Below are 26958 nucleotides of genomic sequence, written 5' to 3'. Positions count from 1 at the left end.
GGGGGTGGGGTGTAGGGGTCTGGATCTTGCCGCCTGGGACACCCTACACCCCATACCCCACACCCTGATCCCTACATCGCCCGCGTGACCCGCGACCCCAGGTTCTGGATCACCTCGCGGGCGTCGAAGGCATTGGCGTCGCCGGCCGGCTTGGTGCCGCGGCCCATGACGATCTCGGCCGAGGCCTCGAACCGGTCGATCTCGCGCACGTCGAAATCGCGGTCGAAGGGATCGCCCCACAGGCTCCATGACCCGCGGCGATAATAGCGCCAGGACGGGCCCCAGAACGGGCTGTAGCGATCGCGATAGAAGGGATCGGGGATCCCCTGCAGGCGTACGTCGCGGTCGGTGGCGCGGTTGACGGTGGAGAACCAGTCATAGCCGTTCTCGGTCGTCACCTCGGCGGCGCGCAGCAGCAGGGCCATTTCGACCTGTTCGCGCGAGGTCAGGGAATTGCCGGCGAAGCTGACGCGGTAGCGGTCGGTGTCCACCCGCTGGTCGGAATAGCCGTAGCGGCTGTCGACGCCGGCGGGGCCATAGGGGGTCGCCGTGGCGCAGGCGGACAGGGCCAGGGCCGCAGCCGTTGCCAGCAGAACGGGTTTGAGGAAACGAAGTCTCATGGAAACTCTCCTTGGCGCGACAGGGCGGGCCCTCTCGGCTGAACGGGACATGAAAGCCATGGTTCCGGCGGACATCAAGTCCCTATAAACGCGAAACAATAAGTACGGCAGCGGCCAGCAGAAGGATGCCGGTCAGGAGGGCGAAACCCTTGCGGAAACGAGGCTCGCTCATTCGCCGGGCCAGGGCCGCCCCGACCAGACCGTAGGCGGACATCGTCAGGACGTCCATGCCGATGGTGGCGAGGGCAAACAGGGCCAGTTGCGGGGCCGCGGGTCGGGCCACATCCATGAAGGGCGGCAGGACGGCGGTGAAGAACAGCACCGCCTTGGGGTTGGCAATCTGGACCATGAACCCGTCCACAAGCGCGCTTCGGCCCATCCGGACAACCGGCGCGTCGGGATCAGCGGCCGTGCGGAAGGCGCCGCGCAGGGCGTTGATACCCAGCCAGGCCACATAAAGGGCGCCGCCGACCGAAATCAGGCGGAACACCTCCGGAAAGGCCACGACCAGGGCTCCGAGACCCAGGGCGGCGGCCCCGAACCAGACCAGGGTCGCCAGGTTCATCCCGATCACGCCGGCCATGGCGGCGGCCTTGCCGCGCTGCACCCCGTTGGCGACCGAAAACAGATTGGCCGGGCCCGGCGTGACGGCCATGACCATCATGACGCCGAGAAACGTCAGATACAGGTGCGGGTCGACGGGCAGACTGGCCATGGCCGTCCTGTCGGGCGGACCATGGCCAGGGTCAAGCCCGGCGCGGACTCATCGAGCGGTCGGGTGAGGGGTGTTGCGCGGCTGCGTCGGGCCCCGGGGCGCAGGGCCTCTACCCCGCCGTCCTGCTGACGCCCTGTCCTACTGCGAGGCCGGCGCTGCGGCGGCGGCCTCCTGGATCACGCCGGCCTTGATCGTCGCCGGGAAGCCCGTGATCTGGGTGCGCATTGCCGGACCCATCTGCGCCATCTGCGCCTGGGCCTCGGGCGGCATGACCGGGAGCTGGGAGGTGATAAAGGCGTCCAGCTCGTTGGCGAAGGCGTCGGCCTGCGGCTGGTAGCGGGCGGCGATGGCGTCGAGGTCGGCATTGGCCTTGACCCGGTCCGCGCCGGCGGCGGTCAGGGCGGCCTGCATCTCGTCCTGCATGGCCAGCATGGCCTCCTGGAAGGCTTCGGCCCTCACCGTAAAGGCGGCTTCGGCCGTGGCGGCAGCGGCCACCGGGTCTGCCGCCGGTGCGGTCTGGGCGAAGACGGGGGTTGCGAACGCCAGAACGGCGACGGCGGCGAAGGTGGTCCGGAGAGACATGGCAGGGTCCTGAAAACGTCGGGGGAGCCTTTCCTCCCGCCGACAGGGTGGGGCTGACCCCGCGAAAGCGCGGGGCGGCCGGGATTCTAGCGTCTGTCGCGTGCGTCCCGCTTGCCCAGGACGCGCAGGCGCAGGGCGTTCAGCTTGATGAAGCCGGCCGCATCCTTCTGGTCATAGGCAACGGCACCGTCCTCGAAGGTGACCAGTTCCTGGTCGTACAGGCTCTCGCTGCTCTCGCGGCCGATAACGGTGGCATTGCCCTTGTAGAGCTTGACCCGCACGGTGCCGGTCACCTTCGCCTGCGAATGATCGATGGCCGCCTGGAGCATCTCGCGCTCGGGCGAGAACCAGAAGCCGTTATAGATCAGGTGGGCGTATTTGACCGCCAGCTCGTCCTTCAGATGCATGGCACCACCGTCCAGGGTGATGGACTCGATGCCGCGGTGGGCGGCCAGAAGGATGGTCCCGCCCGGCGTCTCATAGACGCCGCGCGACTTCATGCCGACGAAGCGGTTCTCGACCAGATCGAGGCGGCCGATGCCGTTGTCGTGTCCCAGCTGGTTCAACTTCGTCAACAGTTGAGCGGGGGACAGGCGTTCGCCGTCGATCGAGACCGGATCGCCCTTTTCGAAGCCGATGGTGATGACCGTCGCCACATCGGGCGCGTCCTCCGGCGAAAGGGTGCGCTGGTGCACGAATTCGGGGGCCTCCACCGACGGATCCTCCAGCACCTTGCCCTCGCTGGACGAGTGCAGAAGATTGGCGTCGACGCTGAACGGGGCCTCGCCGCGCTTGTCCCTGGCGATCGGGATCTGGTGCTTCTCGGCGAAGTCCAGCAGGTGTTCGCGGCTCTTGAACTCCCACTCGCGCCAGGGCGCGATGACGCGGATGTCGGGTTCAAGCGCATAGTAGCCGAGCTCGAACCGGACCTGGTCATTGCCCTTGCCGGTGGCGCCGTGACAGACGGCGTCGGCGCCGACCATGCGGGCGATCTCGATCTGGCGTTTGGCGATCAGCGGCCGCGCGATCGAGGTGCCGAGCAGATACTGGCCCTCATAGAGGGCGTTGGCGCGGAACATCGGAAAGACGTAGTCCCGCACGAACTCCTCGCGCAGGTCGTCGATGAAGATGTTCTCTTCCTTGATGCCCAGCTTCAGCGCCTTTTCGCGCGCGGGTTCCAGCTCCTCGCCCTGGCCGAGGTCGGCCGTGAAGGTCACGACCTCCGCGCCGTATTCGGTCTGCAGCCATTTCAGGATGATCGAGGTGTCCAGACCGCCGGAATAGGCGAGGACGACCTTCCGGGGGGCGGTCTGGGTCATGGCGGATCCTGTGGCGAACGCGGGGAGGCGTTTGGAGCGTGTGCGCGCGCTTAAAGGACCAGACGCCCTGCGATGCAAGGGCCGGAATGCGCGTGGATCAGCCCCACGGCCCCGAAGCCCGCGGTGGCGCGGGGACGGGCGTGGTCGGCACACTGGTCGAGACGGGCCCTTTCGGGGCTTCGGTGCCGAAGGCAGGGCGTGGCGCGACGCCCATCTTCAGGCCCAGCTCCATCAGGGCCTTCACCCGGTTGCCCGTCGCCGGATGGGTCGAGAACAGATTGTCGGCCCCGCGACCCGCCAGCGGGTTGATGATGAACAGCTGGCCCGAGGCCGGATTGCGCTCTGCGGTGGGATTGACGATCCGGCGCGCGTGGCTGTCGATCTTCTGCAGGGCCGAGGCGAGCGCCTGCGGGTCGCCCGCGATCTCGGCGCCGACCCGGTCGGCCTCGTATTCGCGACCGCGGCTGATGGCCATCTGCACCAGGCCGGCAGCCATGGGCGCGAGGATCATCAGGGCCAGGGTTCCGATGATCCCGCCGGGGCGCTCGCGATCGTCGCCGCCGCCGAAAAACATCGCGAAATTAGCCAGGGCGGCGATTGCCCCCGCGACCGTGGCGGTGACCGTCATGGTCAGGGTGTCACGGTTCTTCACATGGGCCAGTTCATGCGCCATGACGCCGCGGATTTCCTCGCGGGTCAGCATATCCAGCAGGCCTGTGGTGGCGCAGACGGCGGCATTGGCCGGGTCGCGCCCCGTGGCGAAGGCGTTGGGCTGGTCATTGGGAATGATGGCGATGACGGGCCGCGGCAGGCCTGCATCGCGCGCCATCTGAACGACATCGGCGACATAGGTCCGGACCACGGCATTGGGATGCTGTTCGTCGACCGGCTGGGCCCGGTACATCTTGAGGACGATCTTGTCGGCGTTCCAGTAGCTGAACAGATTCATGCCACCGGCGACCACGAGAGCGATCAGCATGCCTGCAGGTCCGCCCAGCAGATAGCCGAGGCCGACGAACAGGGCGGTCAGGGCCGCGAGCAGGACGAAGGTCTTGAGGTGATTCATGATCCGAAATGTTTGGTCGCAACTGGTGCCGGCCCAGCGTAATCATCATGTGTGCGGATCAACGCCAAGGCTCAAGACGGGACTGCTGTGACCGATCATCCCACCCCCGAGGAAACGCCGGCACCGGCCTTCAACGCCGATGTGCCGAACGCCACCCCGCAACGGCCCCTGAGCGACGTCGCGCGGCGGGCCTTGCTGGAGGCCGCTGATCGCCGGGCGGCAGCGGGCGGGCCCGCTCTGCCGCCCGAACACGGTGGCCCGGCCGGGCCCGAGCCGACCCGCTACGGGGACTGGGAAAAAAAGGGTCTGGCGGTCGATTTCTGACTCGACCGCCGTCTCCGTCCCCGGCTCCTGGCCGCGGAAAATCCGGCAACATGGTTAAACCAGATACCTTGAGGGGAAAGGGCACGCGGCCTTTCGCCCATCCGGTGCAAATCCGGACTTGTTGGTTACCAAAAGGTTAAAGCGGCTCCGAACTGGAGTTCGTGTGATGCGTATCCTGAACGCTGCGGTCGGTGCCGCGCTTCTGATCCTTGTGGCGAGCCCCGCCCTGGCCGGAGACGGACGCGGCGGGGGAGGTGGCCAACATGGCTGCGTCGGAGGCTGTGGTCATCGACCCCCTCCTTATTTGCTACCCCCGTCTTATGGCCCCGATTACAACAGAAACATCAATGTGAACGTCAACGCCCTCTCCGGAACATCGGAGCGCGGCTATCTGAACGCCCGCCCCTATGATGTCGGCGGTGTCAGGGGCTACGGCTACGGCTACGGTGGCGGCGCCGTCCATGTCGGCGGCGGCTATGGTGGAGAGGTCGGCGGCTACTACGGCGCCGGCGCGGTCTACACCGAAGAGGCTTATGGCGGCCGCGCCTGCGCCAGCGCGCCGTTCGGCTATGTGGTCAGCGGTTTCGGGCGCAGCGGCAGGGAGGCGTCGGCCTGTGCCGGGGTCGTCTGTCGCGAGGGCGACGACCGGGGTGGCCGCTACGGCTACAGCGCGCGCCAAGGCTGCGGTACGGACCCGCACGATGCCTATGGGTCCTACGGGGAGTCACGCGCCCGCGCCCGCTACGGGGCGTATCGGGCCCGGGAAGAGTATCGGCAGGATTCGGCCTACGGCGGGGGCGAGATCCATGGGGGCGTCCGGGTTTCTGACGGCCGTTCGGACTGTGGCTGCGATCACGGCGCCCGCTACGACCCCGCCCCTTATCCGCCGCCCTATCTGCCCGATCTGTCCCCGGAGGCCGCGCCGGAGCGGCCGACCTATTCACCACCACCCCACGGGCCGCGTCCGTCGACCCTGCCGCGTCAGGAATACCGCCAGGAGCCCGGCGAGCGCGGCTGACGACGCTAGCGGGCGATCCCGTCAATGGATTCCACGATGGCCGAGGCTGCGAGGAGCGGATTTTCCGCACCCACCACCGGCCGGGCCACAACGAGGTGGGTGGCTCCGGCCTCCAGCGCCGCGCGCGGCGTGGCCACGCGCTGTTGATCGCCCTTTTCGGCCCCCTCAGGCCGGACGCCCGGGGTGACGATCAGGAAGTCGGGCCGCCCCGCCGCCACGGCGATTTCGCGCACGCGAGCGGCTTCGAGTGGGCTTGAGACCACCCCGTCGACGCCGCAGTCCAGCGCCTGGCGCACCCGCCGCTCGACCAGGTCGCGGGCCGAAAAGCCATAGCCGATGTCGGTCAGATCGGCGTCCGACAGGCTGGTCAGGACGGTGACGGCCAGCAGTTTCGTAGCCGTCCCCGCCGCGTCGCGGCCCTTGACCGCGCCGCGCATCACCTGTGGTTCGGCATGGACGGTCAGCAGGTCGCAGCCGCCCTCGGCCACGGCGCGGGCCGCGCCTTCGACCTGGGCCCCGATGTCGTGCAGCTTCCAGTCCTGGAACACCATCCTGCCCGAGGCCTGCAGCTCATGGGCGAAGGCCACGCCGCCGGGCCGGGCCAGCAGGGTCAGGCCAATCTTGTAGAAGCGGATGGTCGCGCCGAGGCGGTCGACCATGGCCCGGGCCGCATCCAGCGACGGCAGGTCGAGACCGACGATGAGGCGGGGATCGGTCAGCACGGGGGTCATGGCGTCGCTCCGTTCGAGCCGTTAAGCTGGTCGCGCGCGCGGGCGGCAGCCTTGATGGGGCGCGGTCTGATGAATTGAAGGGCGAGGTCAGCACATGGACGCGGTCGATCTGGGCGTCAACCTGTTCGTGGCCCTGTTCGCCCTTGTGGATCCGATCGGCAACATCCCGATCTTCGCCGCAGCCACGGCCGGCGCCTCCATGCGCCAGCGGCTCTCGGTCTCGGGCCTGATCTGCATCTTCATCGTCGTCTTTCTGGCCTTCTTCTTCTTCACCGGCCTGGGGCTGCTGCAGTTTTTCGGCATCTCCCTGGCGGCCTTCCGCATCGCGGGCGGCATCCTGCTGCTGCTGCTGGGCCTCGACATGACGCGCGAGGACTTCCTCAAGATGTTTGCCGATCCCGAAGCGATCAAGGATGCCCAGAGTGAACAGGGCTATGCCCGGCGCCGGTTCCAGCGGCTGATCGTGCCCTTTGCCATGCCCCTGATGATCGGCCCGGGCGCGATCTCGACCATCATCATCCAGGCCGGAGAGGCCGAGAAGGTCGGGCCTGCCGGTCAGATCGCCGGGATGGTGGCCATCCTCGCCGCCGGTCTGGCCACCTTCATCTGCTTCACCCTGACCGGCCCGATCAGCCGGCTGCTCGGCGAGATCGGCATGTCCATTGTCGTCCGGGTGCTGGGCCTGATCCTGTGCGCCCTCGCGATCCAGTTCATCCTCGCCGGCCTGTCGGAAGCCATTCCGGGCATGTTCAGCAGTATTGCGACGACGCCGTACCCGGACCGCGGTCACTAGGTTGGGCCCGCTTTTTGCGTTCGGCTTTCTCGCAATTCTCGCGCTGACGTCAGCTGTCAGCGTGTTTCTCGTCGCCAAAATATTTCTGAAGTTCTGGCCCGCCGTTTGGTTGGCCCTTGCCGCGACGGCGGCAGGGTGGACGGCGCTTGTGCTGATGCTGTTCGCACAGGCTCCATTCTATCCCAGCACGCTGGTCACCAATCAGCCGCTAGCTTATCTTGGAACCGCGGCTGTCACTGGCCTGGTCGCGGCGGTCTTGGCCGGCCGGCTCACTGTCCGGACAAGCCGGCGACAGTAGCTCTCGTCAGTCCCTAAATCCGTTTCAGCCGTTTCGCATGGCCGCCGACCATTCGGAGCGCCACCCGGTCCGGCAAATGCTTGGCCAGGCCGGCCAGCAGATTGTTCATCACCCCCGGCGTGACCCTGGGCCGGTTGGCCTCGCAGGCTTCGTAGCCGACCCGCGCCACATGCGCCGCCGTCTGCCACATCCAGGCCGGATAGGCCGAGGACACCTGCGCGCGGGTGCCGTTCACGTCGTGGAATTCCGTCAGGGTGTAGCCGGGGCACAGGGCGGTGACGTGGACCCCGGTCCCGCGCAGCTCCAGATGCAGCCCCTGCGAGGCCTTGATCAGGAAACTCTTGATCGGCCCGTACAGGGTGTCGCCGCCGGTCGCGGGCATCTGGCCGGCGAGGGAGGCGACATTGAGGATACGGCCATAGCCCCGCTCGACCATGCCGGGGGCGAACAGCCGGGCCAGCTCCACCGGCGCGGCCAGCATGACCTGGATCATCGCCCGGTGGGCCGCCGGGTCGGTATTGAGGAAGCCGGCGGTACGGCTGAAGCCCGCATTGTTGATCAGGCCGTCGACGGTCAGGCCCTTCGACTGGATGGCGTCGAACAGGCGGCGCGGCGCGGCCGGGTCGGCGAGGTCGTCCGTCAGGATGGTGGAGGCGGCCCCCAGCCGGGCCAGTTCATCAGCCAGCGCATGCAGCTGCGCTTCGCGCCGGGCCGTCAGGATCAGGTCCCAACCTTCCCGGGCGTAGATGCGGGCGAGCGCCGCGCCGATACCGGCCGAGGCGCCGGTGACCAGAACCACGGGACGCGGTCGCAACGGCAGGCTCATCTCAGGCGGCCACCGGACAGGACGCATGCGGCGCGAAGGCCGCCAGCGAGGCCGGCTCCGGGTCCAGCAGGTCGGCGATGGTGATCTTCGACAGGGCCTGACCCGCGGCCTGATCGGCGGCGGTCAGGGCCTTGGCCACCTGACGGGGGATGTGTTCGCTGATCGGGCAGCCCCGGGCTCCTGCAGGCGGCGAGCCGAGGTGGGCGCAACCGTTGACCGCGCGCAGCACGGTTTCCAGCGAGATATCCTTCGGCTCATGCAACAGCCAGGCCCCGCCCGAGGCGCCCGGACGGGTGGCGATCAGCCCGGCCTTTGCCAGCAGGGCGGTCACGCGGCGCACAACGACGGGATTGGTCGGGATCGAGGCCGCCAGAATCGCGCTCGGAACGGCCTGGGCCGGCGAGTTCGCACCCTTGTGGGCCAGATAGGCCAGGGCATGGGCGGCGACGGGAAAGCGTTGGCTGTCGGACATGGCTCTGGACCCAGGATAGGCGTCCGGAGCGGCTTTCACAAACGGGGTTTGATTTCGCGCTTGCAGCACGATTGAACGGCCCGCTGAAAGGGCCTAAAGCCTCGCCGCTCTTTTGATGGGAGCCGCAGGTGCGGCGTCCCGGAGGAACGTCATGGTCGGGGCCCCTCCCCAAGGTGAAGACGCCGCCAGCGCCGCCGCCTCAAACGCCCAGTCTCCCGCCGACCAATCGGTCGCCCCGGCCCACCCGCACCCCGCGGCAGCCGGCGAGGGCGGTCACGTCAAGGCCGGTAAATGGGGCCTGATCATCGGTGCGATCGGCGTCGTGTTCGGCGACATCGGTACGAGCCCGCTCTACGCTCTGCGCGAGGCCATCGGGCATGCGCGCGAGGGCGTCGGTGGCGACCTGGCCGTGATCGGCGTGGTCTCGCTGGCTTTCTGGGCCCTGATGATCGTGGTGACGTTCAAATACGTCATGTTCCTGATGCGGGCCGACAACAAGGGCGAGGGCGGGACCCTGGCCCTGATGGCCCTTGCAACCCATGCAATCGGCCGGCGTACCGCCTTCGTGTTCATCCTCGGCGTCTGCGGCGCAGCGCTCTTCTATGGCGACGGTATCATCACACCGGCCATTTCGGTGCTTTCGGCGATCGAGGGCGTCAAGGACGCGCCGGGGGTGGCCGGGCGGCTGGATCCCTTCATCGTTCCGGTGTCCGCCGGCATCCTGATCGCCCTGTTTCTGGTTCAGGCGCGGGGGACGGCGGGTCTGGCGCGGTTCTTCGGCCCCATCACGGCCCTCTGGTTCCTGAGCCTGGGTGTTCTGGGCCTGTTTCACATCTTCGACGACATCTCGATCCTGCGGGCGCTGTCGCCGCACTATGGGGTGACGCTGCTGATCAATGACGGCTTCCTCGGCTTCATCATTCTGGGCAGCGTCTTCCTCGCGGTGACCGGGGCCGAGGCCCTCTATGCCGACATGGGCCATTTCGGAAAATCGCCCATCCGGATCGGCTGGGTCGCCTTCGTTCTTCCCTGCCTGACCCTCAACTACCTGGGCCAGGGAGCCTTGATCCTGTCCGATCCGGCGGCTTCCGAGAATCCGTTCTGGAGCATGGTACCGACGGTGGTCTACTGGCCGATGCTGGCGCTGGCGACGGCGGCGACCGTGATCGCGAGCCAGGCGGTCATTACCGGTGCCTTCTCGGTGACCCAGCAGGCGGTGCAACTGGGCCTGTTGCCGCGCATCGAGATCAAGAACACCTCCGAGACCCAGGCCGGACAGATCTATGTGCCTGCGGTCAACAACCTGCTGATGATCGGGGTGCTGGTCCTGTTGTTCACGTTCCAGAGCTCGTCCAACCTGACTGCCGCCTATGGTGTCGCGGTGACCGGGGTCATGCTGATCAACACCCTGATGGCGTATTCGGTCATCCGCCATAAGTGGAACTGGCCGGTATGGGCGACGCTCGCCGCCCTGATCCCGTTCGGCTTCATCGATTCCGTGTTCCTGACTTCGAACCTTCTCAAGATTCCCGACGGTGCCTGGATGCCTTTGGTGCTGGGCGTGGCACTGGTGCTGCTGATGTGGACCTGGGTGCGGGGCACCCAGATCCTGTCTGACAAGACCCGCAAGGACAGTCTGCCGCTGACCGACCTGATCGAGATGTTGCGCGCCCGGCCGCCCCACCGCGCGCCCGGTACGGCCATCTTCCTGACCTCGGATCCCGATGTCGCTCCGGTCGCCCTGATGCACAATCTCAAGCACAACAAGGTGCTGCACGAGAAAAACATCATCCTGACGGTTCGAACCACCGACCGGCCGCGGGTCCCGGAGAGTGAGCGGGTGACGATCGAGCCGATCTCGGACGACTTCAAGAAGCTCACCATCTCCTATGGCTTCATGGAACAGCCCAATATTCCCAAGGCGCTGGGTGTGTGCCGCAAGCAGGGGCTGAAGTTTGACATCATGTCGACCAGCTTCTTCCTCGGGCGTCGCTCGGTGGTCGCTTCCGCCTCCCAGGGCATGCCGATGTGGCAGGACCGCCTGTTCATCTTCCTGACCCGCAACGCCGCCAATCCGACCGACTTCTTCCATATCCCGCCCGGGCGGGTGGTCGAGCTGGGCACGCAGGTGGTGGTTTGAGCCGTGGGCCTGACCAGGGGCGGAGCTCCGCCGCCCGCGGTCGCCGCATAGCCGACAAGGCCCGCGCCGGAACCCGACCTCCGAAGCCCCGGGTCGCGGACCCCCGTGACGACGGCCCCGACATCGGCGTCGAGGCTCGACTGGCCGCCGGTGTGCTGCTGAACGCTGCCCTTGAAGGCCGGGGCGGGTTGGATACGGCCCTCTCGTTCCGTGAGGTCGCGGACCTGCCCGGGCCCGACCGGGCCTTCGCCCGCGCTGTGGCCATGGCCGCCCTGCGTCGGCTGGGCGAGATCGACCAGATTCTGGACCGCAAGCTTCAGAAGGCCCCGCCCCTGGCCGTGCGGACCATCCTGCGGGTAGCCCTGGCCCAGACGCTGGTGCTGGAGACGCCGGCCTTTGCCGCCGTCTCGACGGCGGTGAAACTGGCGGAGCGCGAGACCAAGACCCGGCCCTACAAGAATCTGGTCAATGCCGTGCTGCGCGGCATCGAGCGCGAGGGGCCCGGGCTGACGACGGCCGAGTCCAACCTGCCCGAATGGCTCGCCGCCCGCTGGCGCGCCACCTATGGCGAGGCGACCCTGACCGGTCTGGCGCTGGCGGCGCGGGAAGAACCGGCGACCGACCTGAGCCTGAAGCCCGAGGTCGATGCCGCCGCAGTGGCCGGGGCGCTGGACGGCGAGGTGATGGCCGGAGACACCGTCCGCACCGGCCGTCGTGGCGACCTTTCGACCTGGCCGGGGTTCGAGGACGGGGTCTGGTGGGTCCAGGACGCCGCCGCCGCCGTTCCGGTCCGACTGCTGGCACCGACGACCGGCGAGTCCATCGTTGATTTCTGCGCTGCGCCCGGCGGCAAGACGCTGCAGATCGCGGCCTCGGGCGCCTCGGTTGTGGCGCTGGACCGGTCAGACAAGCGGCTCGACCGGCTGCGCGCGAATCTCACCCGTACCGGCCTGTCCGCCGAGGTTGTGGCCGTCCCGGCCGAGGATTGGGACGACCCGCGTACCTTCGACGCCGTCCTGCTGGACGCCCCCTGCACCGCGACCGGCACCTTCCGGCGCAATCCTGAAGTCCTGCGGGCGACCAAACCTGCCGATGTCGCCAAACTGGCCGATGTCCAGCACCGGCTGCTCGACGCCGCCGCGGAACGCGTGAAGCCGGGTGGCCGGCTCGTCTATTGCGTCTGTTCGCTGGAACGCGAGGAGGGCGAGACCCAGATCATCGCCTTCCTGCGCCGCAACCAGGCCTTCCGGACGGCGCCTGCGGACCCGGGGGTCGTCGGCGCACCGTCAGAGGCGCTGACATCCGAGGGCTGGCTGCGCATCCTGCCGTCGATGTGGGCGGAAAAGGGCGGCCTCGACGGCTTCTTCATCGCCCGGCTGGACCGCGTCGCCTAACGCCTCGTTGTCGGCGGCGGCGGCGGGGCGGGTGAAGCCGGCATGGCCTGAACAGTGACTTCGCCGGCCTGCTCGAAGGTGATGGTGACCGTGGTCAGCACCGGTGCCGGTACGCCCGAAGCGAGATCGGTCAACTCCGCCAGCACCCCGGTCCGGCCGGGACGGATCGTCAGATCGCCATCCGGCGCGCGTTCGCCGCGACCGTTGACGATCGGATAGACGCCGACGTCGCCGACCGTCCCCGAGGGCGTGGTCATGGACAGAATCCGGTCCGTTCCGGCACCGGCGTTATCGACCAGGACCGTCACCTGACCGCCGAGGCCGCCGTTCACGCTCCAGGCCATCATGGCCCCCTGCGACACGGTCAGGTCTCCGCTCCGGGCCGACGCCGGCGGTTCCGTCGCGGTTTCCTGCGCAAGCGGCCCGGCGACGAGGGCCCAGATCAGCGCCAGCATCACGCCCTCCAGAAGCCGACGATCTTCTTGACCTCGTCCACCACCGGATCGGCGATGGCGGCGGCCCGTTCGGCGCCGTCCTTGAGCACGCGGTCGATTTCGGCCGGATCGGCCATCAGCCGGCGCATTTCGGCGCTGACCGGGGCCATGGAGGCGACGGCGAGGTCGGCCAGCGCGGGCTTGAATACGCCGAAGCCCTGGCCGGCGAATTGGGCCAATACCGCCTCGCGACTGATGTCGGCCAGGGCGGCATAGATGGTGACGAGGTTCTTGGCCTCGGCGCGGCCCTCGAGGCCTTCCAGCGTTTCGGGCAGGGCGTCGGGGTCGGTGCGGGCCTTGCGGATCTTGGCCACGATGGTGTCGGCGTCATCGGTCAGATTGATGCGCGACTGGTCCGACGGGTCGGACTTGCTCATCTTGGCCGCGCCGTCGCGCAGGCTCATGACCCGCGGCGCCGGCCCCTGGGTCAGGGGCTCGGGCAGGGGGAAGAAGCCGGGCGCGTTGAAGTCGTTGTTGAATTTGGCGGCGATGTCGCGGGTCAGCTCCAGATGCTGCTTCTGGTCCTCGCCGGTCGGCACCTCGGTGGCCTTGTAGAGCAGGATGTCGGCAGCCTGCAGCACCGGATAGGTGTAGAGGCCGACGCTGGAGCGCTCCTTGTGCTTGCCCGACTTCTCCTTGAACTGGGTCATCCGGTCCAGCCAGCCGAGGCGGGCGACGCAGTTGAGGATCCAGGCCAGTTCGGAATGGGCCCGCACCGCCGACTGGGGGAAGATCACCGACCGCGCCGGATCGAGGCCGGACGCCAGATAGGCGGCGGCGATCTCACGGGTCTGGGCGGTCAGCAGGGCCGGATCCTGCCAGACGGTAATGGCATGCAGGTCGGCGACGAACAGGAAGCAGGGCGCGCCCGTGTCCTGCAGCTGGGTGAACCGCTTCAGGGCCCCGAGATAGTTGCCCAGATGCAGGGCGCCCGAGGCCTGGATGCCGGACAGGATGCGGCGGGGGCCGGAATAGGCGGGAGCGGGGTTGGGAGCGGCTTCAGTCATCAATCGAGTCCGGTCGGCGTTGCTGCGCCGGGTTCACGCTTCAGCGTCGCCTTGAGCTCGGACACGCTGACGGCGCGGAAAAGCACGATGCAGGCGGCATAGACAAGGCCCCCGGCACCGCAGACGATCAGGACGGCGATCTCCTTGGCCAGCAGGACACGGCTGAGGGTGCCATAGCCCATACCGGCGGCGACCAGCAGGGCCGCCATGACGGCGCTGGCGGCCAGGACACGGGACAGACGCGACAGAAAGGCCGGCGACGGCCGCCAGGCATCCTCGCGCATGAGGGTGCCGGCCAGCAGTGAGACATTGATCCAGGCTGACAGGCTGGTGGCGACGGCCAGACCCAGCACGCCGTCGACGCCCATTCGCGAGAGCCAGAAGAACAGGCCCGCCCCGACCACGATGGTGAAGACGACGGCAGCGACGGCATAGATCATGGGCCGACGGGTGTCCTCGCGGGCGAAGAAGGGCGGTGTCAGCACCTTGGCCAGGACAAAGGCCGGCACGCCCCAGGCGAACTGGCGCAACACATCGGCGGTCCGGGCTGCATCGGCGCTGGTAAAGGCCCCGCGCGTCACGGTGGCGTCGATGATGAAGAAGGGAATGACGAACAGGGCCACCGCCGCGGGCAGGGTGAAGGCCATGGCCAGGGTGATGCCGTCATCCAGCGTCTTGCGCCCGCCTTCGTGATCATCGGCGACGAAGGCCCGGGTCAGTCGTGGCACCAGGGCCAGGCCGATGGCGACCCCGATCAGGCCCAGCGGCAGCTGGTAAAGGCGGTCGGCGTTGTAGAGGACCGACCGGGCCCCCTCGTCGGATCCCGCCAGCATCTGGCTGACCAGGGAGTTGACCTGCATCGCCCCGCCGGCCATCGCGCCCGGCACGGCGAGGGCGAGGGCCCGCTTTACATTGGGCGTCAGCCGCGGCCACGACAGGCGGAGGGTGATCCCGAGCCGCTGTACGCCCCACCACAGCAGCCCCGCCTGGATCAGGCCGGAGACGGTCACGGCGGCGGTGACCCACAACAGCACCTGCGGCTGGCTGGCGGGAATGACCTGGGCCGCCAGCAGGGGGGCGAGGGTGCACAGGTTCAGGAATACCGGCACGCCCGCCGACAGGGCGAACCGGCCGCCGGTGTTGAGCACGCCCGAAAGCAGCGAGGCCACGGTCATACAGGCCAGATAGGGCATGGCGATCTGGGTGGCGGTCACCGCCACCGTCATGACCTCCGGCTGACCCCGATAGGCCGAGAGCAGCCAGGGCATGATCCATGGCATCAGAACCTGCAGCAGGATGCAGAAGGCAGCCACCACGGCCAGCATGAAGGACATGGCCTCGGATGCCGTCACCGCCGCCGCCTTGTCGCCTTCGCGGGCGCGGACGCCGCCATAGACCGGTACGAAGGCCTGGGCGAAGGCCCCTTCGGCGAACAGTCGCCGAAACAGGTTGGGTATCATCAGCGCCGTGGTGAAGGCGTCCATCATCGGCCCCTGGCCGAACCGGGCGGCCAGAGCCATATCGCGGACGAAGCCGAGCACCCGACTTCCCAGGGTCAGGGTGGCTTGCACCAGGGTGTTGCGGGCGAGGCTCATCAGGGGCTCGATGGAGAGGTTTGAATCAGCGCTTATCCTGCTTGTGGCGCGCGCGATACGGAGTCTGACGCAGAACCTCGCCGCCCGACTTCAGACACGTCGCGCAGGCTGGCCCGAACGGGCGCGGACAGCCGGGTTCCGGCCCGGTCGACCCGGTCCAGCACCGCCTCAAGCTCGAGCCTCAGCTGTTCCAGCTTCGGCCCCGGGTTCGGTTTCCGGCCCTCGGGATCGGTGACGTAGAAACTGTCCACCGCCCGCTCGCCGAAGCCGGCGATATGGGCCGAGCGGATCGACAGGCCATGGTCGGCCAGTACGCGCGCGAGGTCGGCCAGCAGACCCGGCCGATCGGCACCGGACACCTCGACCACGGCGGCGTCGGGGCTTTCATCCAGATCGACAATGGCGGTCGGCCGGACGTCGAAGGCGGCCCGACGCGGACTGGGTGTCGCAACCGGGGCCGGCGCGATCCGGACGCCCCCCTGTGCGGAGGCCTCCAGTGTGGCAATGAGCCGGGTCAGGCGCCGCGGCTCGGCCTGGCCATAGGGCGCCCCGCCGCCGTCCTGCAGCTCGAAAACGTCCAGGGCCGTGCCGTCCGCCGCGGTCGCGACCCGGGCACCGACGACATCCGCCCCGGCACCGGCCAGGGCACCGGCCAGATCGACAAACAGCCCCGGCCGGTCGCGCGCGGCGACGGCGACGCGGGTGGCGGGGTGTTCCCCCGCCTCGTCATCCCGGACCATCAGGACCTCGGCGGCGGCCCCCTTGAGCCGGGCCCGAGCGACCAGGTCGGGATAGTCGTCCAGCGGGTCGGCGTGGGTCACGTCCTCCCCGCGGAACACGCCTTCGGTGCGTTGATACAGGTCGCGGATGAGGTTGCCCTTCCAGGCGTTCCAGACACCCGGCCCGACGGCGCGGATGTCGGCCACAGTGAGGATCAGCAGCGTCCGCAGCCGCTCCGGATCCCCCACCAGTCGGGTGAAGGCCTTGACGGTCGCCGGGTCCGACACGTCGCGCTTCTGGGCATAGTCGCTGAGAGCGAGATGGTTGCGCACAAGCCAGACCACGAACTCGGTCCGCCGCGGATCGAGCCCCAGCCGGTCGCAGGCGCGACGCGCGGCGATGGCGCCGTCCTCGAGTTGTCCCCGGTCACCGCCCTTGCCGACGTCGTGCAGAAGCATGGCCAGCATCAGGGCCTCGAAGTCGTCAATCCGGTGCACGATCTCGGATGAGGAGGGATGGTCGGCCTTCAGCTTGCCGCGCCAGATGTCATTGATGATGCCGATGGCCTGCAGCGTGTGCTCGTCCACCGTATAGGCGTGATACATGTTGAACTGGGTCTGGCCGACGATCCGGCCCCATTCGGGCAGGAACCGGCCCAGCAGACCGGTCTCGTTCATCAGGCTCAGCACCCGATAGGGCCGCTGGCCGTGCGCCAGTATGTCCAGGAAGGCGCGGGTGGCCTCCGGATCACGACGCAGCGACGGCGTGACCAGCGACAGGGACCGGCTGACGGCCGAAAAGGCGTCCGGGTGCAGGTCGAGGTCGTGCTGATCCGCCGTGCGGAACAGCATCAGCAGTTTTTCGGGCGCGGCGGTGAACACCTCGGGGCCGGTGACGGACAGGCGGCCGGAGTCCTCGATGAAGCCTTCGACGCCGAGCTTGCGTTTGCGGCCAGGAATGAGTCGCGACAGACTCATCGTCGACTTCTGCTGGCGCGCTTCGAGCTTGGCAGAGAGTGCCCGGGTCAGCCCGCCGACGTCGCGGGCCACGAGGAAATAGCGGCGCATGAACCGCTCCACCGCCGGCTCGTCCCCGCGTCCGCGCCAGCCCATGCGTCGGGCGACCTCCGGCTGAAGGTCGAAGGTCAGTTTTTCCTCGGGCCGCCCCGCCGTCAGGTGCAGATGGGCCCGGACCCGCCACAGGAAGTCGAAGGCCTCCTCGAAGGTCCGGCGTTCTCGGGCGGTCAGCAGGCCTTCCATCACCCGCGCACCCAGCGGGCTGTCCGGTGCCAGTGACCGGGCGATCCAGAACAGGGTGTTGAGGTCGCGCAGGCCGCCCTTGCCGTCCTTGACGTTGGGCTCGACCCGATACCGCACCGCGCCGGACTTCTGGTGCCGGACGTCGCGTTCCTCCAGCTTTGCAGTGATGAAATGCCGGGGGTCGGCCTTGACCACCTGGGCGCGGAAGCGGGCGATGAAGTCGGCGGCCAGTCTGTCATCCCCGGCCAGGGCGCGCGCTTCCAGCAGGGCCGTGCGCACGGTCATGTCCGATTTCGCGAGCGCCAGACACTCGTCGACCGAACGTGCCGACTGGCCGACCTTTATGCCCAGGTCCCAAAGGACATAGAGCATGAACTCGATCACCTGTTCCGTGCGCGGGATGGACTTCCACGGGCGCAGGAACAGCAGATCCAGGTCCGAAAAGGGGGCCAGCACGCCCCGCCCGTAGCCGCCGACGGCGATCAGGCTCAATCGTTCGGCCTCGCTGGGGTTGGCGGCCGGATAGAGGGTTTCGGTGGTGAACCGCCAGAGGGCGTTCAACAACTCATCCGCAGCGGCCGAATAGAGGTGGGCGACCTCGACCCCCGCCCCTCCGGCGTCGAGGCGGCGGGCAATGCGGACGCGGGCGGCGTCGAAGGACTCCTTCAGAATGGCCGCCACGGCCCTGCGCACATCGGTCGCAGACGCGGCCTCGATCAGCCGGTCGTCCAGGGCATCGGTCACCGGCGGCCCAGACCCTTGAGGCGATAAAGGGCCTCCAGCGCCTCGCGTGGTGACAGTTCGTCGGGCTCGATGGCCTGCAGGGCGTCCTCGACGGCTGAGGACCGCGGGGGTGGCGCGGGCTCGGTCACGGCGAACAGCGGCAGGTCGTCCAGGCTGATGGCCGCAGCCTTCTCGCCTTCCAGCCTGTCGAGCACCTCGCGGGCGCGGCTGACAACGGCGGCGGGCACCCCGGCCAGTTTCGCGACCTGGACGCCATAGGAGCGGTCGGCAGCACCAGGACGGGCCTCGTGCAGGAACACGAGATCACCGTTCCATTCCCGCGCTGCCATCGACAGGTTGCAGACATGGGCCAGCCGCGTCTCCAGCCCGGCCAGCTCATGATAGTGGGTGGCGAACAGGGTGCGGGTGCGGTTGTGGTCGTGCAGGGCCTCGGCCACTGCCCAGGCGATGGCCAGTCCGTCATAGGTGGCTGTGCCGCGCCCGATCTCGTCCAGCACGACGAAGCTCCGGTCCGTCGCCTGGGTCAGGATGGCGGCCGTCTCGACCATCTCGGTCATGAAGGTGGAGCGCCCGCGCGCCAGATCATCGCCGGCACCGACGCGGCTGAACAGCCGGTCGACCACGCCCAGTCGCATGGCCTTCGCCGGCACGAAGGCCCCGGCCTGGGCCAGCACGACCAGCAGGGCGTTCTGGCGCAGGAAGGTCGACTTGCCCGCCATGTTCGGCCCGGTGACGATCGAGAGCCGCGAGGCGGCCGCGCCGGAACCGTCCAGCCGGCCGTCATTGGGCGTATAGGGGTCGCCCTGGGACCGGACCGCCGCCTCGACCACCGGGTGACGGCCTGCGGTGACATCGAAACAGAGCGAATCATCGATGACGGGGCGAACGCCGTCGACCTCCTCGGCCCATTCGGCCAGGGCGGCATGGGCGTCGAGCTCGGCCAGGGCCTCGGCCAGGGCCTGCAGCGGCCGAGCCTGGGACTGGACCGTCGTCCGCCAGGTCTCGAAGGTCTCTCCCTCGATGGCCAGGGCTCTATATCCCGCCTGGCTGATCTTCGCGTCCAGCTCGGACAGTTCGACGGTGGTGAAGCGGACCTGGTTGGCGAGGGTCTGACGGTGAATGAAGGGGCTCTCGCCCGTCGGCCGCAGCAGGGGTTCGGCGGCCCTGGCGCTGGTCTCGAGGAAATAGCCGAGCACGGCATTGTGACGGACCTTGAACGGCACGCCGGCCTCGGCCACGGCCCGGGCCTCGAGGTCCGCGACGACGCGGCGGCTGTCGTCGCGCAGGCGGCGGGCCTCCTCCAGTTCGGGGCGATAGCCGGGGGCGACGAAGCCGCCGTCACGGGCCAGATGTGGCGGCTCGGCGACCAGGCCCTGCGCCAGATCGGCCAACAGCCGCCCGAGGTCAGGCGACAGGGCCAACCGGTCGAGACAGGCGACGAGCCGGGCGGGCGGGCCGGAGAGAGGCTCGCGCGCCGGCGGAAACAGGCCGGCGATTCCCTCGGCGATCGACAGGCCGGTGCGGATGGCGGCCAGATCGCGCGGCCCGCCGCGGCCCAGAACCAGTCGCGACACGGCACGGGCCACATCCGAGGAGGCCCTCAGTCCGTCACGCAGGTCGCGGCGCAGGTCGCGTCGCGCCAGCAGCCATTCGACCGCATCGAGTCCATGATTGATTGCGGCGGGGTCGCAGAGCGGCCGGGCGATCCGTTCGGCCAGGGCGCGGGCCCCGCCCGAGGTGACGGTGCGGTCGATGCAGGCCAGCAGCGAGCCCTCGCGCTCGCCGCGCTGGGTGCGGTCGATTTCGAGGCTCAACCGGGTCGCCGGGTCGATGGCCAGGAAGCCGCTGTCGCCCGACCGGCGCGGTGGCGACAGGGCGGGGATCTTGCCGGCCTGGGTCGTCTCCAGATAGGCCGCGATCAGGCCCAGGGCCGAAACCTCGGCCTCCTCGAAGGCGCCGAAGCCGTCCAGCGAGGCGACGCCGTAAAGCCGCTCGACCCGCACCCGGGCCCCGACCGGCTCGGCCAAGGCCTGCGGCAGGGCCTGGACCACGCCGCCGGATCCGTCCAGCGCGGCCTTGGTCGCCTCGTCCGAAAACAGCCGGTCGGGCACCAGCACTTCCGAGGGCCGGAACGAAGCGAGGGTGGCTCCAAGGTCCTCCAGCGAACAGGCGACCGCGTCGACCGATCCGGCCGACAGTTCCACCACCGCGACGGCGGCCCGGCCCTTGCGCACCGAGACGGCGGCCAGACGGTTGGCCCCGCGTGCGTCCAGCAGACTGTCCTCGGTCAGGGTTCCGGGTGTGACGACGCGCACGATGTCGCGATGAACCACGGCCTTGGAGCCGCGCTTTCGTGCTTCGGACGGCGCTTCCATCTGCTCACAGATGGCCGCCTTGAACCCCTGGCGGATCAGCCGCGCCAGATAGCCGTCCAGCGCATGCACCGGCACGCCGGCCATGGGGATGTCCTGCCCCTGGTGCTTGCCGCGTTTGGTCAGGGTGATGCCTAGCGCCTTTGAGGCGATCTCGGCGTCCTTGAAGAACAGCTCGTAGAAATCGCCCATGCGGAAGAAGACGATGGCGTCGGGCTGGCTGGCCTTGGCCGCCAGGAATTGCGCCATGACCGGCGTCGTCCCCTCGCTGGACGGGACGGTGTCGGCTGTCGGAGGGTGGACGAGGGGGGCGTTCATGGTGACGCCACAGGGTGAAGGATTGCGGGGGCGCGCTCAAGCGGAATGGCGCGTCCTTGCACAGGGCCGGTCAGCCTGCGACAAGCGCCACAGGCGGTTAAGGGAACGCGGTCGAACACCGCGGCTGTGCCCGCAACTGTAGGCGGCGAGATTGTCGTCCGATCCGGAAGTTCGCTTCCGGCGCCACTGGGAAACCGGGAAGGCGTGGACAGCGATTGTTGACCCGCAAGCCAGGAGACCTGGCCGCCGATGTCGCTCGTCCGCTGTCCGGGACCAGACAGAGGCGTGGGGCCAACCTTCCGTTTGCGCGGAAACTGTTCCGTCGAAGCGACCCGACCCCAGCGCCGTCCCCCTTCCGGGGGGCGGGTCGGTCGCTGTCACACGCCGCCGCGCAGCGTCAGCGCGGGGCGACGGAGGCCCGCGTCATGACGCGATCCATCCTTCTTGCCACGGCCGCGGCCGTGCTCCTGCCCGTGCCTGCATGGGGCCGGACGGTCGACGGTCCGGACGACACCCTGCCCGAGGTGATCGTCACCGCCACCCGGCTGTCGGCCATCGTCACCCGGACGCCCGGTGCGCGGGTGATTGACCGACGCACCCTCGATCAGCGCGGCGCGACCTTCGCCGCCGACATCCTCGGTGACGTCCCCGGTCTGTCGGTGGTCCGGTCGGGGGCCTTCGGCGGGGTTGCCCAGGTGCGGATACGCGGGGCCTCGCCGGGCAAGACCCTGGTCCTGGTCGACGGCGTGCCGGTCAATGACCCGGCCGAGATCAACGGCGCCTTCGACGTCTCGGGTTTCGACCTGTCGGATATCGAACGGATCGAGGTGCTGTCCGGGCCGCAGTCGTCCCTGTGGGGTTCCGACGCCATCGGCGGGGTGATCGCCTTCACCACCCGCGACCTCGACGGCCTTACGACCGAGTGGGAGACGGGGTCATTCGACACGGTCCGGGGCCGGTTGGCGGCGGGGGTCTCGACCGGGCGCTACGGCTTCGGGGCCTGGGTCTCGCAGTTTCGCACCGACGGCATTTCGGCGGCAGACGAGGCCGACGGCAATCCGGAAGCCGACGGCCTTGCCTCGACCACGGCGGGGGTTCGCGGCCGCTTCGCCGTCTCCGCGGACGTGGCGGTCGACGGGGCGCTGCGCTGGACTGACAGCGACGCCGACCTCGACGGCTTTCCCCCTCCGGCCTATGCCCTGGCCGACACGTCGGACACCCAGTCGAGCCGGCAATGGTCCGGCTTCGGCCGCCTCCGCCTGAACGCGTCGGGCCTTCAGCACCAGTTCAGCCTGTCGGCCTCGGACATCGCGCGGCAGACCGTCTCGGCCTTCCCCTCGGCCTTTGAGGCGGACCGACAGGCCCTGCGCTGGCAGGCGGACGGTACCTTCCAGGGTCTGGATTTCGTCATCGGTGCCGAACGGGAGGAGAGCCGGGGCAGTCTGTCCACAGGACGGACCGAACAGCTGGGTACGACCTCGGCCTTCGCCACGGCGCGGATCGAACCGGCGGAGCGGCTCAATCTGACCGCGGCCGTGCGGTTCGATGACACCGACGACTTCGGCGCCAAGGTCACGGGCCGGGTCTCCGGGGCCCTGGACGCCGGCGCGGGCTTCATCCTGTCGGCGGCCTGGGGGACAGGGTTCAAGACCCCGTCCATCAGCCAGGCCGTTTGCGACTTCTGCGTCTCGTCCCGGCCGTTCCCGGCGCTGCGGCCCGAGACGGCCCAAGGTTACGAAGCCGCCATCGGCTGGGCCCCGGCGAACGGGCGGATCGAGGCAAGGGCCACCGTCTATCGGCTCGGCGTCGAGGACCAGATCACCTATGTCCTCGATCCGGGGACGTTCGAGAGCGTCTACGTCAATGTCGCGCGGACCCTGACCGACGGTGTCGAACTGGAGGCCCGGGCGCAGCTGGGGCAGGGCTTCGACCTGAGCCTGGCCGGGGCCTGGACCGATGCGCGGGACGAGCGGACCGGGGCGCGGCTGCTGCGGGTGCCGGAGCGGTCGGGGTCGGCGACGCTCGGCTGGACCGGCGCGCGGTTATCGGGGGCGCTCACGATTCGGGGTGAGGGCGATCAGGACGATGCGGGCGGGATCCGGCCGGGCTTCATCACGGCGAACCTGAACGGGTCCTGGGTCCTGAGCGAGGCGGCGACCCTGACCGTGCGGCTCGAAAATCTGGCCGACCGCCGCTACCAGCAGGCGCTCGGCTATGGCGAGCCGGGCCGGTCCGGCTTCGTGGGGATCAGGCTGCGCTATTGATCCGGCGGGAACCGGCGGCGCTGTTTGCCGGCTCAAGCTGCATGGTGGCCCAGTCGAGGTCGGGCGTGGTGGCATGGGTGGCGGCGATGACGGCGCGAAGTTCTGCGGCCGAAGCGATGCTGGCGACGACGGCCGTCACCTCGGGCAGGCCCATGGCATAGGCCAGGGTCGCCTGCATCGGATCGACGCGGGCTTCGGCCAGACGGCGCCGGATGCGCGACAGGGTCGGCGCATGGCGGTGCATTTCGAGCGGCAGGGCCTCGCCGCTCATGAACAGCAGTCCGTCGGCGAAGACCGAGGCGGCATGGATGTCCACCTCGAGGGCCGCCAGTTCGGCGAGGACGCCGGTGTGCTGGGCGCGCTGGTCGAGCAGGTTGCAGCCCAGCTGCACCACATCGGGCTGGAAGCGACGGGCCAGCAGGGCCGGGCCGTCCTCGATCGTCGCGCAGAAGCCGATGCGGCGGTAGAGGCCGCGGTCCTTCAGGGCCAGCAGCCGGTCCCAGAGGGCGCGACCCTCGGCCCCGGCCAGGTCGCTGGCGCTGGAGACCAGCAGCAGGTCACCGCGTGGCAGACCGAGCCGTTCCAGCGAGCGGCGGGCGCGGGCCTCGACCCGGTCGACGCCGTCGTTGACCGATACGGTGCAGACCGAGACCTGGAAGGGAGAGGGGAAGGGCCAGGCCTGGCCCAGCCAGCGTTCACCGTCGCCATCGGGCCGGGTCGCGACACGGGTCACACCGGAATCGGCGGCCGTCTGAAGCAGCAGTCGCAGCGATTCCTCGCGCGCCCCCACCGGCGCAGGAATGGCGCGTTCGGGCTGATGCACGACGGCGACGGCCAGTTTGTCGATCGGGGACGGGGTACGGCTGGAGATCACCGGTCGAATGTGAGGGCGAAAGTTTAAGGCCGCCCTTCCAAGACCTTGCGCGGAGCTTAACCGGCGAACGATGATCTGCGCTGAGAACGTCTTCCCCCGCTTGCGGGGGAAGTGTCGCGTCGCTTGCGAAGCAAGCCAGCGACGATGGGGGCTGGATCCTTCAGGCAAGAAGAATTCCCTCATCGTCCCTGCTCGGGCTCCGCCCGAGGCCGGGACACTTCTCCCGTGAACGGGAGAAGGCTCAATTTGCTGCACCGGCGGCGCGGGCGATTCTGTCGAGTACCGCGTCCATGTCCTCGAAGACGTCCCGGGCGGCGATACGCAGCGTCCGGATGCCCTTCTCAAGAAGAATCGCATCTCGCTGGCGATCCTTTGCGATCCTTTCGGGATGCTCGTGTCCGATGCCGTCGATTTCGACGGCCAGCCGTGCCTCCGCGCAGTAGAAATCGATGATGAACGGCTCGACCGGGTGCTGCCGACGGAACTTCAGACCGCGTAGCTTGCGGCTGCTCAATCGCGGCCACAACTGGACCTCGGGGAGGCTCATCCCGCGTCGCAGATCGCGTGCGCGATCAATGATGGTTTCCGGCCTGCCTTCGTCTTCGAGGTTCGCGCCGAGCCGCAAGACCTCCAGCACAGCTGCGCCGTAGCGGTCGATTTTTGACTGACCGACGCCCGAAACGCCCGCGAGCGCCGTCATGTCGCGGGGCTGTTTGATCGCGATCTCCAGCAGGGTCCGGTCCTGGAAGATGACATAGGGCGGGACGCGCTGTTCGGCGGCGCGGTCGCGGCGCCAGGCGCGCAGGGTCTCGAACCGGGCGCGGACGTCGGTGTCCAGGGTTTCCAGCGCGGCGTTGCGACCGGTCCGGGTGCGCTCGCGGGGGGCTGAGGTGGCCCGGGCGGCCGCCACGCGGACCTCGATGGTCCGTTCGCCGCGATAGACGGCGCGCACGGCCTCCGGATCGCCCAGCATCACCAGCGGCTTGCCCTCATTGGGGTCCTCGACCAGCAGGCCCTCGAACATCAGATGGTCGACGATGTCGCGCCATGTGTGCTGGCCGGTGTCGGCGCCGATGGCCCAGGTCGAGAGGGCCGCCTCCCAGGGCTGGACGTCCTTCGTCCGGCCGAGCAGGTGGTCGATGACCCGGGTCTTGCCGAACCGCTCGCCGAGCCGCTGCACCGCCGCCAGGGCCTTCTGGGCCGGGACGGTGGCGTCGAAGATGGCGGGCGGGTCGAGGCAGAGGTCGCAGACACCGCAGCGTTCGGCACCCTCTTCCCCGAAATAGCGGCGCACCGTCTGCGCGCGGCAGGTGGCACCATCCAGCATGGCGAACAGCTGGCGGGCCTTCTTCACCTGCACCGCCTTGACCTCTTCGGCCATGGGGCGGCCTTCGAGCCGCTTCAGGGTCCAGGCGATGTCGGAGGGGCCGTACAGGGTGATGCCGTCGGCCGGCTCGCCGTCACGGCCGGCGCGGCCGATCTCCTGCCAATAGGCCTCCAGCGAACCGGGCGGATCGGCGTGGATGACGAAGCGGACGTCGGCCTTGTCGACCCCCATGCCGAAGGCGATGGTCGCGACCATGACGGCCCCGTCCTCGGCCAGGAACCGCTCCAGCCGGCGGTCGCGGTCACGGGCCTCCATACCGGCGTGATAGGCGATGGCATGGGTCCCGGCGGCGCGCAGGGCTTCGGCCACCCGTTCGCAGCCGTCGCGGCTGCCGCAATAGACCACGCCGGACTTTCCGCGCCGCTGGCGCACCAGATCGATGACGGCGGCATCGGTCTTCGCCCGCGAGGCGTTCTCCTTGGGGATGGCCGAGAGCTGCAGATTGGGCCGGGCGAAGCTGTCGACGACGACCTTCGCATTCTCCAGCCGCAGAGAGCGGACGATATCCTCGCGGGTGCGGGCGTCGGCCGTGGCGGTGACGGCGATGCGCGGCACGCCGGGAAACAGCTCGGCCAGCCGACCCAACGTCCTGTAATCCGGGCGGAAATCATGTCCCCATTGCGAGACACAGTGGGCTTCATCGATGGCGATCAGTGAAAGCGGCAGGTCGTGGAGGCGATCGATCAGATGCGGCTGCGCCAGTCCCTCTGGTGAGACATAAAGCAGGTCCAGCTCGCCCGCCCGGGCCTGCCGCCAGATGGCCGAGCGGTCGTCCATGGAGACGCCGGAATCGAGCCGGGCCGCCGCCACCCCCTGCTGTTTCAACGCCTCGACCTGGTCTGTCATCAGGGCGATCAGGGGCGAGACGACGAGGCCGAGACCGGGCCGCAGCATGGCCGGGATCTGGTAGCAGACCGACTTGCCGCCGCCGGTCGGCAGGACGGCGACCACATCGCGACCGGCGAGGATTTCGGTCACCACCTCGGCCTGACGCCCACGGAAGTCCGCATGGCCCCAGACCCGCTCCAGCGTCGCCCGGGCGTCGGCCAGGGACGGCCCCTCTGGCGACGGAGCAGGCGGGGAAAGGACCGAGTCGGCGAGCATGGCGGCCTTGTGCCTCATTTGTTCCGGGGAGAGAAGGCGTGGCGGGTGACTGGTGATTGGTGGTTGGTTGGGGCGCGGGTGCGGTTCGCGCCGTCCTTCCACCGTCGAGGAGGCAGCCGCCACCAATCACCAGTCACCAACCACCCATGACTGATCGCCCTCCGGCATCGCTGCCGGAAAGGTCGGGGAGGGCGCGGGGCGGCCGGGCCTCGCCCGGTGCTGTTGTAGATTTACCGTTTCGACGAGACAGATCGCCCCGCGCGGCCGTTTTCCACGCGCCTTCCGGGTAGTGGCCCTGAGTTCGGACCTGACCGGATCGCCCCGCAGCCATTACTGACTGCGAGGCGCGGCGGACATGACTTTCGTCAGCGGTCCGCACAGGAAGCGCGCGGCGAGCAAACGGAGGCCATCCATCGACCTCCGCAAGGACCCCCGAAGTATCCATCCCCCGGGCTTCATCGCTCGACCACAGCCCGCCGACATCGGGGCGCTGGATCCGACGCCCTCCCCACCGACGGGATG

Annotated in this window: 21 protein-coding genes, 1 pseudogene and 1 riboswitch; of the genes and pseudogenes, 6 read left to right on the top strand and 16 right to left on the bottom strand. The window is 68.9% G+C overall.

Translation table 11 applies throughout. The features are described 5' to 3' along the window. Positions 1-71 precede the first annotated feature (71 nt). The 5 genes from Q0053_RS10775 to htpX all read right to left on the bottom strand — a co-directional run bounded on the left by Q0053_RS10775 (position 72) and on the right by htpX (position 4302). Positions 72-620: a hypothetical protein gene (locus tag Q0053_RS10775; protein WP_298099956.1), complete on the bottom strand. Its 549-nt coding sequence runs from the start codon at positions 618-620 to the stop codon at positions 72-74. A gap of 82 nt (positions 621-702) precedes the next feature. After that, complete coding sequence (locus tag Q0053_RS10770; RefSeq protein WP_298099953.1) at positions 703-1335, bottom strand: LysE family translocator; 633 nt, start codon at positions 1333-1335, stop codon at positions 703-705. 138 nt (positions 1336-1473) lie between these two features. Then, positions 1474-1917, bottom strand: a complete 444-nt coding sequence (locus Q0053_RS10765; RefSeq protein ID WP_298099950.1) for a hypothetical protein — start codon at positions 1915-1917, stop codon at positions 1474-1476. 86 nt (positions 1918-2003) lie between these two features. Beyond that, positions 2004-3236 (bottom strand): argininosuccinate synthase, encoded by a 1233-nt coding sequence (locus Q0053_RS10760; protein WP_298099948.1) that lies wholly within the window; start codon positions 3234-3236, stop codon positions 2004-2006. Between the two features lie 97 nt (positions 3237-3333). Further along, positions 3334-4302 carry a zinc metalloprotease HtpX gene (gene htpX, locus Q0053_RS10755; RefSeq protein WP_298099946.1) on the bottom strand — a complete coding sequence of 323 codons (969 nt, stop codon included), beginning with the start codon at positions 4300-4302 and terminating at the stop codon, positions 3334-3336. An 87-nt stretch (positions 4303-4389) separates the two neighbouring features. On the opposite strand from htpX, the gene Q0053_RS10750 reads away from it, so the two are divergent. Then, positions 4390-4626, top strand: coding sequence for a DUF1674 domain-containing protein (locus Q0053_RS10750; RefSeq protein WP_298099943.1), 237 nt, complete (start codon positions 4390-4392; stop codon positions 4624-4626). Positions 4627-4975: 349 nt separating this feature from the next. After that, on the top strand, positions 4976-5644 hold the full coding sequence (locus Q0053_RS10745; RefSeq protein ID WP_298099940.1) for a hypothetical protein: 669 nt from the start codon (positions 4976-4978) through the stop codon (positions 5642-5644). Between the two features lie 5 nt (positions 5645-5649). On the opposite strand, the gene pyrF is transcribed toward Q0053_RS10745, so the two are convergent. Continuing rightward, entirely contained in the window at positions 5650-6366 is a 717-nt protein-coding gene (gene pyrF, locus Q0053_RS10740; protein ID WP_298100016.1) for an orotidine-5'-phosphate decarboxylase, read from the bottom strand. Between the two features lie 103 nt (positions 6367-6469). Between pyrF and Q0053_RS10735 the strand changes: the two genes are divergently transcribed. Further along, positions 6470-7168 carry a MarC family protein gene (locus Q0053_RS10735; RefSeq protein ID WP_298099937.1) on the top strand — a complete coding sequence of 233 codons (699 nt, stop codon included), beginning with the start codon at positions 6470-6472 and terminating at the stop codon, positions 7166-7168. A 311-nt stretch (positions 7169-7479) separates the two neighbouring features. Here Q0053_RS10735 and Q0053_RS10730 read toward each other — a convergent pair whose 3' ends face one another. Next, the gene (locus tag Q0053_RS10730) at positions 7480-8280 is read right to left on the bottom strand and encodes an SDR family oxidoreductase (RefSeq protein WP_298099933.1); all 801 of its coding nucleotides are present in this window, start codon (positions 8278-8280) and stop codon (positions 7480-7482) included. A 13-nt stretch (positions 8281-8293) separates the two neighbouring features. Continuing rightward, a complete protein-coding gene (locus tag Q0053_RS10725; RefSeq protein ID WP_298099930.1) occupies positions 8294-8764 on the bottom strand; it encodes an Rrf2 family transcriptional regulator in 471 nt (156 codons plus the stop codon). 151 nt (positions 8765-8915) lie between these two features. On the opposite strand from Q0053_RS10725, the gene Q0053_RS10720 reads away from it, so the two are divergent. Both Q0053_RS10720 and Q0053_RS10715 read left to right on the top strand, forming a co-directional pair. Next, positions 8916-10904 (top strand): potassium transporter Kup, encoded by a 1989-nt coding sequence (locus Q0053_RS10720; protein WP_298099927.1) that lies wholly within the window; start codon positions 8916-8918, stop codon positions 10902-10904. Continuing rightward, positions 10901-12298, top strand: a complete 1398-nt coding sequence (locus Q0053_RS10715; protein WP_298099924.1) for an RsmB/NOP family class I SAM-dependent RNA methyltransferase — start codon at positions 10901-10903, stop codon at positions 12296-12298. The genes Q0053_RS10720 and Q0053_RS10715 overlap by 4 nt, the downstream gene beginning before the upstream one ends. Here Q0053_RS10715 and Q0053_RS10710 read toward each other — a convergent pair. Genes Q0053_RS10710 through mutS form a run of 5 tightly spaced genes read right to left on the bottom strand, consistent with a single transcriptional unit; the run spans position 12295 to position 20807 of the window. After that, positions 12295-12753 (bottom strand): hypothetical protein, encoded by a 459-nt coding sequence (locus Q0053_RS10710; RefSeq protein WP_298099923.1) that lies wholly within the window; start codon positions 12751-12753, stop codon positions 12295-12297. The two genes, Q0053_RS10715 and Q0053_RS10710, sit on opposite strands and share 4 nt — an antisense overlap. Further along, positions 12753-13799 (bottom strand): tryptophan--tRNA ligase, encoded by a 1047-nt coding sequence (gene trpS, locus Q0053_RS10705; RefSeq protein ID WP_298099920.1) that lies wholly within the window; start codon positions 13797-13799, stop codon positions 12753-12755. The genes Q0053_RS10710 and trpS overlap by 1 nt, the downstream gene beginning before the upstream one ends. After that, entirely contained in the window at positions 13799-15394 is a 1596-nt protein-coding gene (gene murJ, locus Q0053_RS10700; protein ID WP_298099918.1) for a murein biosynthesis integral membrane protein MurJ, read from the bottom strand. Before murJ ends, trpS begins: the two co-directional genes overlap by 1 nt. Before the next feature lie 32 nt (positions 15395-15426). Beyond that, on the bottom strand, positions 15427-18117 hold the full coding sequence (glnD, locus tag Q0053_RS10695) for a [protein-PII] uridylyltransferase (protein WP_298099915.1): 2691 nt from the start codon (positions 18115-18117) through the stop codon (positions 15427-15429). Beyond that, the gene (mutS, locus tag Q0053_RS10690) at positions 18114-20807 is read right to left on the bottom strand and encodes a DNA mismatch repair protein MutS (protein ID WP_298099912.1); all 2694 of its coding nucleotides are present in this window, start codon (positions 20805-20807) and stop codon (positions 18114-18116) included. Before mutS ends, glnD begins: the two co-directional genes overlap by 4 nt. A gap of 55 nt (positions 20808-20862) precedes the next feature. Continuing rightward, positions 20863-21069: riboswitch (cobalamin riboswitch) on the top strand. A 163-nt stretch (positions 21070-21232) separates the two neighbouring features. Here mutS and Q0053_RS10685 point away from each other — a divergent pair. After that, on the top strand, positions 21233-23071 hold the full coding sequence (locus Q0053_RS10685; RefSeq protein WP_298099909.1) for a TonB-dependent siderophore receptor: 1839 nt from the start codon (positions 21233-21235) through the stop codon (positions 23069-23071). Here Q0053_RS10685 and Q0053_RS10680 read toward each other — a convergent pair. The 3 genes and pseudogenes from Q0053_RS10680 to recQ all read right to left on the bottom strand — a co-directional run. After that, a complete protein-coding gene (locus tag Q0053_RS10680) occupies positions 23055-23945 on the bottom strand; it encodes an aldo/keto reductase (protein ID WP_298099907.1) in 891 nt (296 codons plus the stop codon). The genes Q0053_RS10685 and Q0053_RS10680 overlap by 17 nt on opposite strands. A 241-nt stretch (positions 23946-24186) precedes the next feature. Then, the gene (locus tag Q0053_RS10675; RefSeq protein WP_298100014.1) at positions 24187-24582 is read right to left on the bottom strand and encodes an endonuclease domain-containing protein; all 396 of its coding nucleotides are present in this window, start codon (positions 24580-24582) and stop codon (positions 24187-24189) included. Then, positions 24565-26436, bottom strand: a pseudogene (gene recQ / locus Q0053_RS10670) (DNA helicase RecQ); the annotation flags it as partial. The gene Q0053_RS10675 and the pseudogene recQ, both read right to left, overlap by 18 nt. Positions 26437-26958: the final 522 nt, after the last annotated feature.

It is taken from the genome of Brevundimonas sp. (assembly GCF_027487935.1).
Lineage (GTDB): Bacteria > Pseudomonadota > Alphaproteobacteria > Caulobacterales > Caulobacteraceae > Brevundimonas.
The sequence above is the reverse complement of the archived record's forward strand: the minus strand, read 5'-3'. Positions and strand labels throughout refer to the sequence as shown.